General features: G+C 45.1%; 10 protein-coding genes. 6 read left to right on the plus strand and 4 right to left on the minus strand.

From position 1 onward, the window contains the following. The first annotated feature begins 3 nt into the window (after positions 1–3). The gene (locus U9Q77_05835) at positions 4–990 is read left to right on the plus strand and encodes a hypothetical protein (protein ID MEA3286877.1); all 987 of its coding nucleotides are present in this window, start codon (positions 4–6) and stop codon (positions 988–990) included. 228 nt (positions 991–1,218) lie between these two features. On the opposite strand, the gene U9Q77_05840 is transcribed toward U9Q77_05835, so the two are convergent. Both U9Q77_05840 and U9Q77_05845 read right to left on the minus strand, forming a co-directional pair. Beyond that, entirely contained in the window at positions 1,219–3,204 is a 1,986-nt protein-coding gene (locus U9Q77_05840) for a DUF5723 family protein (protein MEA3286878.1), read from the minus strand. Next, positions 3,204–6,203 (minus strand): hypothetical protein, encoded by a 3,000-nt coding sequence (locus U9Q77_05845; protein MEA3286879.1) that lies wholly within the window; start codon positions 6,201–6,203, stop codon positions 3,204–3,206. The genes U9Q77_05840 and U9Q77_05845 overlap by 1 nt, the downstream gene beginning before the upstream one ends. A 467-nt stretch (positions 6,204–6,670) precedes the next feature. On the opposite strand from U9Q77_05845, the gene U9Q77_05850 reads away from it, so the two are divergent. The 4 genes from U9Q77_05850 to U9Q77_05865 all read left to right on the plus strand — a co-directional run bounded on the left by U9Q77_05850 (position 6,671) and on the right by U9Q77_05865 (position 9,992). Further along, entirely contained in the window at positions 6,671–7,462 is a 792-nt protein-coding gene (locus tag U9Q77_05850; GenBank protein MEA3286880.1) for a DUF72 domain-containing protein, read from the plus strand. Positions 7,463–7,523: 61 nt separating this feature from the next. Then, on the plus strand, positions 7,524–8,342 hold the full coding sequence (locus U9Q77_05855) for a ferredoxin--NADP reductase (GenBank protein ID MEA3286881.1): 819 nt from the start codon (positions 7,524–7,526) through the stop codon (positions 8,340–8,342). 249 nt (positions 8,343–8,591) lie between these two features. Further along, positions 8,592–9,242, plus strand: a complete 651-nt coding sequence (locus U9Q77_05860) for a hypothetical protein (GenBank protein ID MEA3286882.1) — start codon at positions 8,592–8,594, stop codon at positions 9,240–9,242. A gap of 57 nt (positions 9,243–9,299) precedes the next feature. Beyond that, on the plus strand, positions 9,300–9,992 hold the full coding sequence (locus U9Q77_05865; protein ID MEA3286883.1) for a sensor histidine kinase: 693 nt from the start codon (positions 9,300–9,302) through the stop codon (positions 9,990–9,992). A gap of 795 nt (positions 9,993–10,787) precedes the next feature. Here the strand turns inward: U9Q77_05865 and U9Q77_05870 are convergent. Then, positions 10,788–11,609, minus strand: coding sequence for a hypothetical protein (locus U9Q77_05870; protein ID MEA3286884.1), 822 nt, complete (start codon positions 11,607–11,609; stop codon positions 10,788–10,790). 169 nt (positions 11,610–11,778) lie between these two features. Further along, positions 11,779–13,563: a M20/M25/M40 family metallo-hydrolase gene (locus U9Q77_05875; protein ID MEA3286885.1), complete on the minus strand. Its 1,785-nt coding sequence runs from the start codon at positions 13,561–13,563 to the stop codon at positions 11,779–11,781. A 255-nt stretch (positions 13,564–13,818) separates the two neighbouring features. Here U9Q77_05875 and U9Q77_05880 point away from each other — a divergent pair, with 255 nt between their 5' ends. Beyond that, on the plus strand, positions 13,819–17,943 hold the full coding sequence (locus U9Q77_05880) for a FlgD immunoglobulin-like domain containing protein (GenBank protein ID MEA3286886.1): 4,125 nt from the start codon (positions 13,819–13,821) through the stop codon (positions 17,941–17,943). The last annotated feature ends 44 nt before the right edge of the window (positions 17,944–17,987 follow it).

Raw genomic sequence — 17,987 nt, forward strand, 5'->3', positions numbered from 1 at the left:
ATTATGAAACTCAAACAATGCTTAATAGTGAGTTTACTGGCATTGGGAATGCTTTGGTCTTGCACGATCAATGAAGTTGACGAAAGGGCTGAGATCGAGGATGCAATACTAGCTCTTATTGCAGCTGATGACAGCACGTATGGAATAGATGGCATGGAAGATGTTGATGAAACGGATCTATCATTAGGGAAATTGCCTGTTATCCAGCAGAGCGGATCGTCAGACAGGGTCAATGTGGTCATGGATTCCAGCTATATCTGGCGCTTTGGTCGAAGCGGAATGAGCAGTGAACGTGAGGTAACCGTTGAAGTGGAGGATGATAGCTCTGCCATCGCATTGATTACTCAGCAGATCACCGGAACATTTCATGCCCGTCAGTTTGTGCGGGTCTGGATCGATGAAAGGTCCTGGGAACGCGGAGATTCCGTTCGATTTAGTGAAAAAGACATTGATATGAGCGTGAATCGGCGGGTTGCTTTTAGAAAACGAATGCTTCCCAATGGAGATGAACGATGGGTGGCCATAGCCATGACCCTGGCCTATGGAACCAGTGGCGACGCTTTGGACATCCTGTCATTGGAATGGGTAGCCGAAGATTCAACCCGTGTTCTGAGCGATTTTGACCAGGTTTTCTACGGACGGGGAAATCCGTTGGCCTTTGCCATGTTTGGTGCCAATCAGATCGACGTGATCGTTAGTAATGATGTAGCTGATGAAGCTGAAGCAGTTATCGGTAGACTCGGTTTCCATCCTCGGTTGAATGGTCCTGATCTGAGAAACCGTATCCACTTTCAGTATGTAGAGACCCTGGAATCAGGTGACAAGGTTTACAGTCGCTCAATTCCACCTGTGCATCGACCACTGCGTCATTTCAAAGGCTTTGTAGAGGTTTTGGATTATCGCACACTCTTTGATCATGATCATGTTGACTATACTGCAGCAACTGTTGGGTTCGTTTATACGATGAGGCGTCACATAAGACCAAGTTGATTTTATTCGGCGCTCTCCAGATAACGTTACCCTACGTCTTAGCGAACCCCGTAGGGGTGTGGTAATCCATCTGCGCATCTGATACGATGGATAAATCTCCAAGTCTAGTGACAATTTTGAGATCGCCACGTCGTTTCACTCCTCGCGAAGACGAATAAATACAAAGAAGGCCGGAATTCTCCGGCCTTCTTTGTATTTATTCGTCTCGGAAGACGCAATGTGAGATTGCTAGAAATGCAAACTACTATTCAATCCAAAGCCTATTCCTTTGGCATCAGTATTCAGACCATTAAAGAAGGATAGCGTGAAGCCTGTATCCAGGAATCCAAAATGGAAGCCGCTTCCAAAAGTGTGAACTGGCTCGCCATACTGGTTTTGCTTATAGTAGCTGAAATCCAGCCAGGGAAACGCATATAGATTGAGTTGATAGGCGAATTGAAGATCAGGACTATAGCCAAACTGCGCTTCATCAGTAAATGCCTGCTCAAGTCCCACACCGATGAGGATTCTGGGGAGCGGTTGATAATACGCAGTCAGGTTGAAGACAGTAGGCACATCAATACTGAATTCCTCCCCCGTCGCTATTGTAGAATCTGTGGAGTGTTGATATTGCTCAATACTATCCAGTTCGGCATTTCCGGGTGCTGGCATGACCTGTTCAAAGGTCCAGACACTTCGAGTCACATCAGACCACTTATAAGTTGCTCCAATGTTTCTTAGTGCAACTTGAATTTCCACTTCCTGCTTCAGGAGTGGTTGAAGGTCAGCAATGAGACCAAGGTCGATACCGATACCAGGGTCAGAGACAGTACTTCCTGGATCCATATCATCAGTATTAAGATCATCCAGATGACCATCGATCCCAGCTGCTGTCGCCCAGCCCTGTCCCGATGCAGTTACGTGAATGGAATCTTCTGTGAGCACTACTTTGAATTCATCGCTCTCCATGCGCATGTAGCCGACTGCCTCCAAAACATTTAAAGCAATTCCTACTTTCAGGTTTCCATAGGGCGTTGAAATAGGATGAGCATAGGAGAGACTGGATTTGATAACCAATGGAATTGCTTCGATCTCCAGACCACCATAGTCAAGAAATTTTGGCTCTGCTGCAGTTGAATCGTAAAACTCGATATCCTGCATGGGTAGTCCCAGAAAACTGCCGGGAAGCACCATCTTGATATGGGAAGTGAGTCCAACATTTACGCCAACTCTCCAAATTCTAAAACCAAAGAGGCTTTGGAATTCAGGTGAGATATTCAGGGCTAGATCCTGACCTGCAACTGTTTCCAGATAATCATTTTTCATGGACGCATCCCAGACGCCACCAACTGTCCACCATTCCTTATACCAACCGGGTGTGAGCAGGGAATTCCTGACACTGAATTTGAAGTCCGGCAGCAGGTTCCAGCTGCTAAAACTATTATAATCACGAGCCAGGTTAGCCGGGTTTGAAGCCAGCTCTTCCATGGAGCGGAACTGACGATGTTTGATCTTCAAGGCATTCGCTCTTGGTGCATAGACAGGTAGGGCAACCGGCAGGTCTTCCGCCAGCGATGGAACAACAGGCGCAATTTCTTCCGCTTTAACTTCGATGTATTCCATACCTGCCAGATCGCGGAGATAAGTATCAAATGCTTGAACGATAGAATCTGCACTGGCTTCGATCATGACTGTTTTTGTGAGAATATCATAGATCCTGAAATCACTGCTGTCTTCAGGGGCTACAATGACATAATTGACACCACTGCTGTCAGTCGCCAATAGGTGACAAACAATATCAAGACAGTCATTGGCTTTGATAGCGATCAATGTTGGATCCTGAATAGTGACATAATCCAATTGATCAAGACCAATTCCCTCCAGACCGTCATTGGACCAGTAGTAGAGAGTTCCCTTGTTCATTAGACCGGAGACCTGGATTGGTTCTGGCTCTTTCTGGATCCAGGCCATCACAGGTTCTTCAACTACCAGGGTATCAGCTTCTACCAGAGCACTGCTGTCAACTGCGGTTGAATCCAACACCATCAATTCGGTGTCGGTAGTATCTGGTACTAGCTCAGTTTCAGTTTGTGCGAGTGTATCAGGGGATCCGTCGACTGTCTCTGTGACCTCAACATCCAGGTCATCCAGAGGTTCTGTTATTGTGCTATCAACCTGGGCAACCAGGAAAGTGGTCAGGGTCAAAATGGTCAGGATATTCGTGAGCGTTTTCATTAGAGCTCCTCCCCGTTGATCGTGTACGATACACTACCCCAGGTTCGTATGGTGAGGGAGTCAGTGGTAAAGAAGTGCGAGGGCAGGGCGTTTCCAGAGGCATCATCGGTTCGTCCCAGCAATTGCACTTCAGGTTTCAGGAATAATTTCTCCTCAAGCAGGGTCAACTTAGACTTAGACAAGATGATCTCCGTCAGTACGCGCTCCGCTGTTGGGTCAGTGTTTTCCTCGGGCAATAATTCTATAGTGAGTAGCGTATCAGGAGTGGGAGCATTGCCCGCTTCAATAGTCAGGCTATCAAAAGCAAGACTATCATTGCTGGCCAGCACGACCACAGTTGCCCCAAACTCGAACATATTGGTCACATCGGCAAAAACAGCAAATTCCTCCAGACCGATCGTTTCATCTTCGGGAAGGGGAGAGTCCATGCTGGTGACATCCATTTCCAGGAATGGTGGATCCTCAATAATAAGCGAGAGCGGCACGTTAATATACATAACCGGACTCATTTTTTGACCCTTGGCAATGGTGGCGGGATTCGAACCTCCACCAACAATGGCCTGGCCGCTGGAAACAATGAATTCAGGGTGCAGGTTTAAAAGTTCAGCTGCATTCACGTGAATCACATCATCAAGTGGAGTCAAACTGTGTGTCTCAGTGATCTCCACTGTATTTCCCAGTGAATCGGTAGCTGACAGATTCAGGGTCAATTCAATGGGAATGGTAAAAGTACTATTGAAATCAATATCAATATTGACCTGCTCAAACATCAGATCCGAGACCATATCAGGCATTTCAATGACCTGCTCTGAGCGTTCGATTACCAGGGTGTCCGGCTCAATAAGACCAGTTACGCTTTCCAGGGCCAGATTGGTAATATCGACTTCGATGATAATTGAATCACCAAAGGTCAGGGTCATTTCCTCATCAGCTGGCAAGGAAACAGAAGAGACATAGTGGATGGCCTGTTCGACCCCAGGTGAGACATTGGTGAACATGAGTTTATACTCGGCCAGGTTCAAATTCGTGATCTGGGGATCCAGTGTCTCTTGCAGTCTGAAGGACATACTTAAAGGTTGATTGGTGGTACGATGAATGAATTCATCTATCTGAAATTCAACATCAGCCACCACGCCGATCCGATTGGTCATGCTCAAAGCAAAATCACCGCTTTCAAAAACAGCTTCCAGAAGTTTGGTGCCTTCATCCAGAGCGATCTCATTTGAGTCAACCAGGGCATCCTGTGAGAAAAATCCAGTGACGGAGGCAAATTCCATATCAGAAACGACAATATCAACGATGATGGAGTCTTCCAGACCATACTTACCCAATTCCCCAGTGGGGGTGGTTACTAAAGTAGTGTAGGTTAATACTTGGGTTGCTGTGTCAGGGAATACCAGAGCAAAATCAGCAAGATCGAAATTTAATACATTTGAGGTGGGATTTGGTTCCAGGGTCAGACTGCCACTGAGTGGATTGGAATTTCCATCGACCAACTCCGGGATAGTGAGCGTGATGGTTGGCAGACCCAGAAATCCGGGTTGATTGACCTGATTATCAATGGTGATGGTGATGGCACCTGTGGAAATGTCAGCGTTAAGCAACTTAGAATCGGACTCAATGCTGATGTCTCCAGCTTCCTCGATCTCCTGAGCTTCGATAATACCGGTGATACTCTTGAAAAATAGATCGTCACCGGAGGTTTCTCCATACAAGGCAATGCTCACCGTAACCTGGTCAGTTTGTTCGAGGGTAACCAGATCATCACCTGTATCCTCTGTATTGATCTGATAAGAGTAAAGTACTTCCTGCTGATCGACATCCATAACCAGGCTGTAATCGGCAATATTGCTAACATCCACTACGGTTTGATTGGCTGGAATTGGAATAGTGGTTGAAAAGGCCACTGCTGAGGGATCCTGGAGGGATTCAATGTTGATCACCAGTTCGGAGGAAACTTCCATGGCATTGACGATCTCAATTGCCAATGATCCTGACTTGATCACTGCTTCCTGGATCTTATTCTCAGAACTTGCCAGTTCGATATTGCCGCTTTCTGCAATGCTTTGGGAAGGGACTTTGGCAGTTGCACTGCTCACGACCAGATCTGAACCGGAGATCACGATATTAAAACTGGAATTTTTGGCCGTTTCATCGATAAGAATTGGAACGCCATTGGATCCTACAGTATGTCCGGTCACCTCGATCAGAATTTCACCGGGAAGGGTCATGCCGGTGAGATCCAAGCTTTGGGTGCTACTGTCCAATGAGCCGATGGGGTCGGACCAGGTCAGCAGTCCGCCGGGTATGTTATTCGTATCCGGACCAACGATTTGCTGCAGCTGAATATTGATGGGTGAGCCCAAAGAGATAACCATATAATTATTGATCCTGACATCCAGGGTGCCTCCAGAGAAAGTAGCTGACGAGAAATCAGTGAATTCAAAAGGCTTGTTCACCGGCTCTAGATCACCTTCGGGTATTTCGGCCGTTGTGCCATTGGGAATATCATTAACATCCGGAACAATTTCATTGAGCTTAAATGGGGCTGTTCTGGTTTCGGGAATATTGGATAATTCAATGGGACCCAGTTCTGATTGAATGTTCTCTTCAATAGGTGCCACACCGACTGCCTCAAAGGCACTGGATTGATTGATGGTTGAACCAGTTACGGTAACATCATCCACGGATTGTGCGAAAGACTGGGTGATATCACCAAAGGCAAGTTGATCACCAACTTCCTGAGAATCCATCTCAGATGTGTCAGCATAGGCGAAGATGGTCATGGTATCACTACCATCCACATATAATTGCTCCAGAATATTGTCCATATCCTTGAGTGTTTCCAGATTGACACTTTCCTTGATGAGCGGAAACTCAATTTTGTTGGTCCAGGTGGGAATCTTTGGCTCCTGCATAAGATCACAGGCAGTCAGGGCAAATAGTGCCAACATGGGCACAATAAGTTTAAGTTTTAATTTTAGTGGCTTTTGAATCATCTGACCCTCGGCTTTTTAGTAGTCATTATTAAATTTATTACAAAAAAAGACCCGATCTCTCAGGCTCTTACTCCATTCATGAAATGAGTATATCCAATTAAAATATCCCATTTTTGAGCGGAAGAATCTAAGCCACCTCATGAGTATCTGTATATAAAATTTTCATTGGTATATCATTACCTGTCTGCATAGAGATCGATCAGCCTACTTAGATCATAGAAGAATGATATGTAACTGTAATAATAACAGATATGTAAGAGCTAAAATATCAGTGCAAATAAAAGTTGTGTCGCAGGTTTTGCAAATACAAATTGTGAGAAGTGTCACAGGAAATAATGTTGAAACAATAGCCGTCAATGGCAATTGAACTGCTTGTTAGTGTATTTTTCAGTAGCGAGCACAATTGTTTACACTAAGTTGGGGATCAGGAAAATTGGTCTTTCGCTCATTCATAAGAGGCTTACTAATTGTCTTCTGCAAAGCAAAACCAGGTCATGATCGGGACTTCGGGCTATTCTTATCCTGACTGGCAGGAGGTATTTTACCCACCGGGAATGGCCAAAGACCAGTGGTTGGTCCATTACGCAAAGCATTTTGAGTTTTGTGAACTGAATTTCAGCTATTACCGGATGCCTACAAGGAAACAATTGGAGAAATATCTGGAACAGCCTTTAAAATATGCGATCAAGGGACATCGTTCACTGACCCATGACCGGGTTGGCTTTCCGAAAGCGCGTCTGGATTTCTTAGAGGCCGTTAGCCTCTTACAGCAGGATGATCATCTGGCGGCAGTGCTCCTCCAATTTCCATATTCTTTTGCCTACACACCGAACAATCGTAAGTATCTGCTCCAGCTCCTGGAAGACTTGACTGCTCTGCCTCTGGTCGTTGAATTTCGTCATCCCGATTGGATCAAAGACCGTGTGTTCGAGGAATTGAAACGTAGATCCTGGGGAATATCCATGATCGATTCGCCTCGCCTATCAGGGGGGATGCCCGATTATACAGCCATCACTTCAGATATTGCGTACTTAAGATTTCACGGTCGTAATACTGCGAATTGGTGGACAGGAGACAATGTCAGTCGCTATGATTATGAATATAGTGAAGATGAGCTCCAAGAATGGTTACCCAGAATAACAGATATGTCAAAGCAAGCCAAGACCACTTATGTCTCTTTTAACAATCATGCCCGTGGTCAGGCTATTAAAAACGCCAATCAGCTAAAAGCCATGCTTGATAAAGCGGAGATTAATTAAGTAAAAAGTAAAAATATGAAATGCAGAATATATCTATTTTGATTTATGGCAAAGGAAAAAAATGATGGCTAATGTAACACTTAATGCAATTGTTTCACAGAAGATCGAGGTTTCCCCTGGTCTAATCATTTTGCGTGTTGTGCCAGATGGCTGGGGGTTGCCAGATTTTAAAGCTGGACAATTTACCGTATTAGGACTACCGGGAACCGCGCCCCGGCACGAATTATCTGATCCTGAACCAGATTTGAAAGATCCGCTTAAGTTCATTCGTCGAGCGTATTCTGTTTCATCTGCTTCTGTGACCAAGGAGTACATTGAATTCTACATCACCATGGTGAGATCCGGCGCTCTTACACCACGGATATTCGCATTGGAACCAGGTAACAGGATCTTTCTGTCACCTAAGTTCTCTGGTGTGTTTACACTGGATAGGGTCGATCAGGATTCAAATATAATCTTATTGGGTACTGGAACCGGTTTAGCCCCGTATATGAGCATGTTAAGAGCTGATCTACCCTGTAATGCACAACGCAAATATATCATCGTTCACGGTGCCAGGCATAGCTGGGATCTGGGATATCGATCTGAATTGAATACTATTGCCAATGTTTGTAATAATTTTACCTATATTCCCGCTATTACCCGTCCAGATATTGAACACATCAACTGGGGTGGAGCCAGTGGCTATATCCAAGAATTGTGGCAAGCTGGGATCATTCAGGAAAAATCCGGATTGAAACCTGCTCCGGAGAATACACATATCTTTTTATGTGGGAATCCCAGTATGATCGATTCCATGGTTAATACTCTAGAATTAGAAGGTTTCATCGAACATAGTAATAAAGCACCTGGACAGATCCATCTAGAGCGATACTGGTAGTAGTAGATATTTTGAGTTAGTGAGCATTTCCGGATCCTGAGTGATCTGAGTGTAACGAAGATCGTATCGAAGGGTGATGAGCTAGTGAGCATTTCCGGACCCTGAGTGATCTGAGTATAGCGAAGATCGTATCGAAGGGTGGTGAGCTGGTGAGCATTTCCGAACCCTGAGTGATCTGAGTGTAACGAAGATCGTATCGAAGGGTGATGAGTTTGGAATTGAGATAATTAGGGGTTTGAAGATCACACGATGAAAAAATTATGGGAAAAAGTGAGGATGTTTCAGGACGGTGAGATACCTGGTCCTAAATGGACAGACCCCTTATCCCTGAGTTTTCCGGTTGAGACAGAAATTGCCTTTATGGAATACTTTTTCAAACTGACCCTCACGCGATTTCGACCTGCTCTAGTCTTGGGTATGTTGCTCTACGGTTTATTCGGTGTGTTGGATTATTTATGGTTGCCGGAAGTTTTGGGCCCCTTTTTATTGATTCGATTTGGGATCGTTATGCCAATTGGTTTTGTGATCTACCTCGTCTCCTTCCGTGACATATTCAGGAAATTCTATCAATTGTTCAGCATACTGTATATGCTGGCTGCCGGTATCGGTATCGTTATTATGACTCTCATTCAACCCCAATACACAGAGACCTATTATGTTGGGATCATTCTGGTTCTAATCTTTATCTACATCCTGTCCGGCTTGAGATTCTATTGGGCTGCTGCCAGTGGTGGGATCATTGTGATCAGCTATATCATTGGGATCCAATGGGTTACCAATGAACCCTGGTTCTATCACGTTGATAATTATTTCTTTTTAACGGGTTCTAATATGCTGTTGATGCTGGGGGGCTATTTTATGGAACTCTTTTACCGGCGAGAATTTCTGCTGCAACGTTAGCTCACCCAGGAGAGGGAGACGATCAAGCAGATCAATATTGGTCTTGAAGCCAGAGTTATGGATAGAACCAACAAGCTCCAAGAGGAAGTCCTGGAACGTAAAGATGCCCAGGAAACTGCCCAAAATGCCCTGAAGCAAAAGGATGTTTTACTGCGAGAGGTCTATCACCGAACCAAGAACAACATGAACGTGGTGATTTCATTACTTAACATGCAATCTGCTGAACAGAACAAACGTCCTGTCGAAGATGCCTTTTCTGCGATCTCAGATCGGATATACTCAATGTCACTGGTTCATGAACAGCTCTATCGCAGTGAGGATCTCAGTACGATTCGTTTTGATGAATATGTCAAAACTCTGGTTTCGCGATTGCACTATTCCATGCCAAAAGTGCCTGGTAACATCAGGGTTAGTTATGAATGTGAAGCCATTGAGATTGGTCTGGCTGAGGCAGTGCCGCTGGGATTGGCAGTGAACGAGATCGTTACCAATGCCTTTAAGCACGGATTTCCAGATGGTCGTAAAGGGCAAATTCAGATCCACATGAAAAACAACAAAATGGGTAACTTGCTGATCGAGGTTATTAACGATGGCCTGGTGTTCCTAAAAGATGTGAATATCGATAACCCGGAAACACTGGGTTTACATCTGATCAAGATGCTTATCCAGGATCAGCTGCAGAGTAAGTTGAGCATCGTTTCAAATAAGAATGTCCGATATACAATAGAGTTACTACCCACAGAAGACTAATACCAGTTGCACCTCCAGCCTGCACCCTAACTTCTTCAGCTTTTCCCATTTCTCTGTACTTCGATGAACTCAGCATACCACACTTAACCTGAATAATTCATAGCCACTAAGTCACCAAGACACAAAGTTTAATAAAATATATGCTTATCAAAAATTATCACTCACAGATGCAAATAATACTGTTTAAAATGACCTTGTTCATAACTTTAATACTTTTCGTGACTTAGTGTCTTCGTGGCAATAATTCATGAATAATGCAGGTTAAAGTTCCTACCAGAGCTATCAGTCTCCACACTACATGCTACGCCCTGACAAGCAGCTATGCCCGCCTATGCCAAAGTCGGTCTCCACGTTTGCAGTTAAGTCTGTTGCAGTCTCACCGCTATTAAATATGGTTCATCATAATAGTGCATACCTGGATACAATCATTGAGATTTGGGGTCAATAAAATATTCTGGGGTATAAAGGTATAAGGGTTATAGAGGCTGTGTGAGAATAGGGACAACTCTTACCCCATGCTTTAGCTTGGGGGTGGGTATGATAACCCACTGATTCTTTGGGCTTTAGCCCAGTATTGTTGGGCTAAAGCCCTCCTTTTTGATATTTTTATAACCCCCAGGCTGAAGCCTGGGGTAAATATTAATAGTAACAGTACTATACGTAGATAACTAAAGATAATATTAGCAAGCAATTATTCCATTGCAATGAAGTTTTCACACAGCCTCTATACCCTTATATCCCTAACATCCTCGTCTACAGGTACGCATTTGGGGGAAGAGCCTTAAATATTTATTTCTATTGCTGTTCCAACTGAGTATAGTCTATTTCAGAGCCCAGGGCGCTATGTGGAATGAGATAGATCGCCAGGGTGATGACAGCGGCAGAAATGATCCAGATCTTGGCATTTCCAGTCTTTTTTTGCTGCCAGGCTGCCAGGACCCAGGCAATGAATGCCACCGCCGTTTTATTGTCGGTCAGGTCGTGTCCCCAGGGCCAACCCGTCCAATAGGCATCAAAAGCATACTTTTGAACGATGGGGCCCAGAAATAAACCTCCCAGCATGAGAAAAAGTCCGGTGAGAAGTGTATATCGCAAAGCATAGGCACTTTCTACAAAAGCAGCCAGACCCGTTCGGGTAGCCATCAACATTGCAGAAAACATAAACAGAATATGGGGGATAAGAACAGCTGCTGGAACAGCACCCTTAAATCGTATAATCACAGGTTCTTCGGACAAGCTAATTGACGCACCGGTGTCGGCTCGTAGATCAACGGTGTAAATAATCTTACCGGCTGGTGGCTGTGAGGGTAGATTGGCAATGAGGTGACCGTCATCCATCATAAATGGAGTCAAACGCCATTCATCATGACTTTTGAAACGTTTCCATTTCAGGGTGGCGCTGAATTCCGGTTTGGCAGCACTCAGATCGATGACTGCATTCTCACCAGTATTCTGAGAACGGGGGAGATGGTAGCTGATCTCCTTGCCATTCAGGGAAATTTGACCTTTAACCGGATAGGTCGGGCCGGTGGCTCGCTGGTAGACAACAGATGAAAGAGTTATAAAGATAGCTAAAGCCCATAACAGACCAGCTTGAAGTTTAGTATTATCGGACATATTTTATTCCTTTGTAAATGGCAACCACTGATTACACGGATTGCACAGATAAGTTATCATGTAAGCTCTGCTTGTGTCTTTGCGAGTGAAACGAAGCAATCTCCAATAGCATTTCAAGATGCTCAATTCAGACACGAATCACAGTACTCTGTGAAGGAGAATTTACTCTTTATAGTTGAACAATAAGGATGACTTTCTCTTCGCCTCTCAGGACTTCCACGGTGATACGCTGACCCAGTTTCACATCTGCCATACGCCCCATATAGTCATATACATTTTTCACTGAGCGACCCTCGAGAGAGATCATGACATCACCTTTCTGCATACCAGCAAAAGCGGCGGGTCCACCAGGCACCACACCGCCCAGCAGAAAACCATTGGCATCTGCAGCGGCAAAGTCCGGGATGATTCCCATTTTCACCTTTCCGCGTTTACCACCCTTTGGAGGTCCTTTGGGGCCGGCTTCCAGATATTCAAAAGCTGTTTCCCTGGAGGCGATATCCCTGACCAGTTCATAGGTGAAATCAGCAATTATCTTTTCACCTTTAAAATTGATGGTTTCGATATCATCAGCAGGAGTGTGGTATTCCTCGGTAATACCGGTGAAGAAAAAGAGGACCGGGATATCTTCAATATAAAAAGTTGCCTGGTCGGAAGGGCCGTAGCCATCGGGTGTCATGGACAGTTTGAAATCATGCCCTTTTGCCATTTCAGTCAAATAGGCTTCCATTCCTTTAGCGGTACCGGTTCCGCCAACGGTCAGGATCCGGGATTTTGGGTTCAAGCGACCGATCATATCCAGATTGAACATCTGCTTGATCTGCTTGAGGTCGATCAAGGCATTTGAGGTAAAGAATTTTGACCCCAGGAGCCCCATCTCTTCAGCTCCAAAAGCCATAAACAAGATACTGCGTTTGGGCGTGGAGTTGCTCAAGGCCAGCTTCTCAGCAATTTCCAGAACTGCGGCAACACCAGAGGCATTGTCATCTGCGCCATTATGGACAGCGATGGTGTCTGGTTTCCGCGAACCGGAGCCTTTACCGCCCCAGCCCAGATGGTCATAGTGAGCACCGATAACGATAAATTCATCCTTTAAAATTGGATCACTGCCTGGTAAAAGAGCCACAACATTTTGGGTCGTGACTTCCTGTTGAAGCACTTCAGTTGTGACCTTCACTTGAATATCAACTGCAAAACTTTGGGGAATCAGTTGTTCATTGAGTTGGGTCTCAAGCTCGAGGATGTTTTTCCCCTTGCTGGCCAGTAATTGGTCAGCCAATTCTCTTTTGGCATGAATAACAGGTAGGGCAGCCATGGAAAAGCTTCGATCGATGAGCAACTCCATCAGTTCGTCCTTGGCATCAAATTTATTGCCATTGACAAAAATGGCACCGGTTGCACCATGGTCACGGGCGATGAGCATTTTGTGGCGCATGGAGGAATAGTTATCGTATTTGCTTCGGGCAGATTCATTCTCAGGATTACCGCGCAGGATCATGACCCACTTATCTTTAACATCCAGATCAGTGTAATCATTCCATTGCATCGAGTCATTTTCGATTTGAAAACCATAGCCGACAAAGACCAGATCTGCCTCCAGGCTGGAGTTCATGGAAAACACGGTCGGGGTGTAATCCTCACCAACAGTAGCAGAGATCCCTGTTGCTTTAAAACTGTTATTCGGTCCCAACTTTACGGAAGTGATGACATCAAAGTGCTGATAACCATCATTACCCAGGGGCATTAGTCCGAACTGTTTAAAATGATCACCAATATATTCAGCAGCCAGTTTACCCTGGGGAGTTCCGGGCTTCCGGCCTTCCAATTCATCGGATGCCAGGTAAGCGATATGGTCATACAGCTCGTTTTGACTGATTTTTGCCTGACTTGATTGCATGGGCAGGGAACATTGCAGAAGCAACATACTGATAATGGTAAGCATAATATATTTCATGAGAGTCCTCGACTTGAGATGGTTTTTATCACGATAGCAGTATAATTCTGCAGTAAGCTATTTCAATATATTTCATGATGTCGATATTCTCATTTGCGGAACCACATTTATTGCTTTGAAAACGTCATTTGCAAGATAAATTATGGTGACACCATAATAATATGCTGTATCAAACTGGACCATAATGCAGGTAGAAAACTTGAATCCCAGAGGAGGAGACAGGTTCGCTTGTACAATTTTAAAAAAGGGGTTACCATGAGAAGAATGACAATGTTGACTGTACTCGCAATGCTAGTGTTTGCAGTTTCAACTACATTTGCCGGAACCATACTGGTGGTTGATGACGACAATCGCTATAACAATGAAACAAGGATATATGCGGCTTTGACCAATTTGGGGATCGCCTACGATTCATACGATTGTGATATCACTTCAGCTAGTCCTGACTCTACTGCCATGTCAGCCTATGATCTGGTGATCTGGTTTACCGGTGACGATTATACCGATCTTTATTTCTGGAATGCAGGTGAAGTGGATAATCCGCATATCATCAATTATTTGGATCAAGGCGGCAACCTTTGGATGTTTGGGCTTAGTATTAGCTATGATCGTTATGGTGGTGCTGCTGACACCTTTGCTGTTGGTGATTTCATGTACGACTATGTCGGGATATCCTCTTATGATGCACAGTCAAGTTCCAATGATGGGGGACTTGGTGTAAGTGAATTAGACCAGACAACCAATGTGATCTCCAGTATTGATACCATTACCTGGAATACCGGTAGCGGGAATCTGAGTTATGTCGATGGGGGTACACTAACCGAGGATGCTGTTTCTCACTACGTCATGGGACCGGATACTTATCCATTGGCTGGTCTTTCTACTGTTCAAAGTCATACCACAGATACTTTCACTCTCTTCAGTTCCTGGTTTAACCCTTATTATTTTAGTTCCACTGCAGATCGCGATACCTGGGTATCAGATGTGATCGACTGGTTTGAACTGCCCGAAGACACCCTGGCCACAATAAGTCTGGTTGGACCGGCAGATGGTTCATCTTATGTGATGGATGTGCTGGTCGGCAGCGGTATCGATCTCACCTGGGAAGACAATGGAGCCACCAGCTATACGGTCTATTTCAGTGCTGATAGTGTTCTGATCGATTCTGTGGAAGGTCTTACTGATACAACTACCTTTGTTGACCATGCAGCTCTAACAGCTCTAATGGGAGCGTCGGACTATATCGCTATTGATTGGTATGTATCCGCTACAATGGGTGGTGCAACGGTAATTAGCGATCCCTTTACCTTTGCTCTCTCCAATCAAACTGAAACCATTCTTGTCGTAGATGATGATGGCTATCAGAACTATGAATATTCTATCTATGAATCATTGCAGAGAACTCACTATGCTTTTGATAGTTACGATACTTATGCTATGGGCGGCAGTCCCGATGCAACTACTCTAGCTGCCTATGACCTGGTGATCTGGTATACTGGTAATGATGGGGGCGATCTATATTTCTGGGATGGAATTGAAGCAGACAATCCAGCAGTTATCAGCTATCTGGACAATGGTGGCCGGATGTGGATCAATGGACTTGATGTGTTGTATGACCGTTTCGGTGGTGCCCCTGATTCATTTGTACCAGGTGATTTTGCCTATGACTATATGGGACTCGCATCCTACAATGCCCAGTCTCGCGCAGATGATGGTGGCGGTGGTGCCCCGCTGATCGCGCGTTTGCCCAGTAGCACAGTTTCTGCACTGGATACAGTGACCTGGCGCTTTGCCACGGCCTGGTATATTGATGCTGTAACTCCCAATTACCGCGGTTTTGATGACTATACTATGGGTCCGGATGACTACAGTCTGGCCGGTCAGGCCAATGTGTGTCATCATGTTGGTGATGACTTTATAGTGCTTAACTCGTTCTTCAATTTTCAACATCTCAGTAATGATTCCACTCGTGATGTATTCATGAATGGCGTGATCAATTGGTTCAACCAAATCGCCAGCGCCACAGTGCCTACAGCAGCTGTTTTGACAGCACCGGCCGATGATACAAGCTTTGAAATATTTGTGACTGACACAGCCGATGTCGTGTTTAGCTGGGAGGCTTCCACCGATGCTGAAAGTGGTGTTGAATACCGTTTTCTGCTAGGTGAGAGTGCTACAGACATTGCCGGTATCATTGTCAGCGATCAATCAGTTACTGAGTATGTCATGAATGAGCATGTCCTCTACAACATGATTCATGCTGATCAGGACACGCTGGAACTATTCTGGCAGGTCCTGACTTATGATGCGGACCACAACATCACTGAATCAGCCATAAATTCCTTTTTGGTCGTGCGTGATTATGGTTCAGGTCCGGCACCATTCTCTCTCATCAGTCCACATATTGGGGCGATGATTCGGGTTCATGAAACCAATGTTATGGATTATGAATTCAGCTGGGAAACCAGTACTGATCCAGGTGGTTTGACTGTCGCCTATACCTTAATGCTCATTAATGAAGATGACTCAACGATCTTTGCTTTGGCAAATGGAGATACGACTGTTTCGATCAGCTCAACCACCCTGCTGACATTATTTGGCGCTGAAACTGTCCTGGATCTAACCTGGGATGTGGTTGCCTCAAATAGTGCTATTGAAACGCATGCCATGGTTCCTTTCGATTTGACCCTGGTGCATGCATCACCACAGGAAATCTCAATTCTGGTGGTAGATGATGACAACCGCTATAACAATGAAACCAAGCTCTATACAGCTCTGGATGATAGTTATTATCTCTACGAGACTTTTGATACAGATGCTGCCGGAGCTTCTCCTGATTCAGCGGATCTGGCTGGCTACGACCTGGTGATCTGGTTTGCCGGTGATGATGGCGTTGGTCTTTATTTCTGGAATGGTGCTGATGAAGATAATAGTGTGATTCCTCAATATCTGGATGCCGGTGGTCGGATGTGGCTATACGGTGCCGACTTTCTCTATGACCGCTATGGCTCAGCTCCGGATTTCTTCGGTCCTGGTGAGTTGATCTATGATTATTTTGGTACCAGTGCATATCTGGCACAGGCCTGGGCTAATGATGATAATACTGGTCTGGAAATGCTGGTCAAAGCAACTGGCTCTGCAGTAACAACCATGGATACTATTCGTTGGGGAAGCACCAGTGGTATTGTAAAATATGTGGATGGCTGTGCGCTGGGTGAAGGTGCCCTGGCAGACTTGAATTTCGGTCCAGCAGCGTATCAATTGGCAGATATGGCCAACTCCTACCACATGACTGATGGCAATTTCATCAGTATGTCATCCTGGTTCAATCCCTATTACATGGTTGATAATGCAGCCCGGGCAAACTGGGTTGGTGATGTGGTAAATTGGTTCGAAAATACATTGGTACCGGAAGGTTTGACTGCTCCGGTATTGACCGCTCCAGCTGCAGGAACCCAGATCGCACTGAACGACTTGACAGATCAATTCACTTTCACCTGGGATGCTGTGAGTTCCACCGAAACTGTCTATTACCAGTTAGTGGTTGAGAGCGATGCAGTTGATGTGGTTCCCTATGTAAAAACCACTTTGGGAACAACATTGACCCTGGATGGTAATGATCTTTTTGATCTGGCCGGTTATGGAACTGATGAACTGACCCTGACCTGGAAAGTGACAGCTCAGACTGCCATGGCTGCTTACTCTGTTTCTGCTGAGCAGTCTCATGCCTTTATTGAGGGGATTAACGAAGCCCCATTTGCTTTCGAATTGCTCATGCCCGTTGCTGATGATACACTGAGTATCGATACGCTGGGACAGTCCTTCACCTTTACCTGGACACCTTCCTTTGACCCTGAAGGGGATGCCATCAATTACCAGTTCATTCTGGTTGGGGCTGCCGATACACTGATCAATGCAAATACAGCTGATACATCTGTTACTTTCAACGCAACAGAGCTGATCGATCTCATGGCTGGTGCTGAATCTATCACAACCTTCTGGAAGGTCTTTGCTCAGGATGGTGAATTCTCCACTGGAGCAGATCCCCGGATGTTGTATCTGGAAAATCACGTGGTTGGGATTGATGAAAAGGTAATTCCTGAAGCTTATGCGCTGTATCAGAATTATCCCAATCCCTTTAATCCTACCACAACCATTCGTTACGATCTGCCGGAAGCCGCCGAGGTTTTTCTCACCATATACGATATTAAAGGTCGTGTGGTGAACCAACTTCAGGTTGGAAGTCAGTCCGCCGGCAGTTATGCTTTACAGTGGAATGGTGCATCACAGGCAGGTCTGCAGGTGTCCACAGGTGTCTATCTTTGTCGGATCCAAACAGCATCATATTCACATGTGATCAAGATGCTCTATTTGAAATAGGATTTGATGAACAGTACGATTAAAAATAAGTAAAATAATAACGG

It is taken from the genome of Candidatus Neomarinimicrobiota bacterium (assembly GCA_034716895.1).
Classification (GTDB): Bacteria; Fidelibacterota; UBA8477; order UBA8477; family JABMPR01; genus JABMPR01.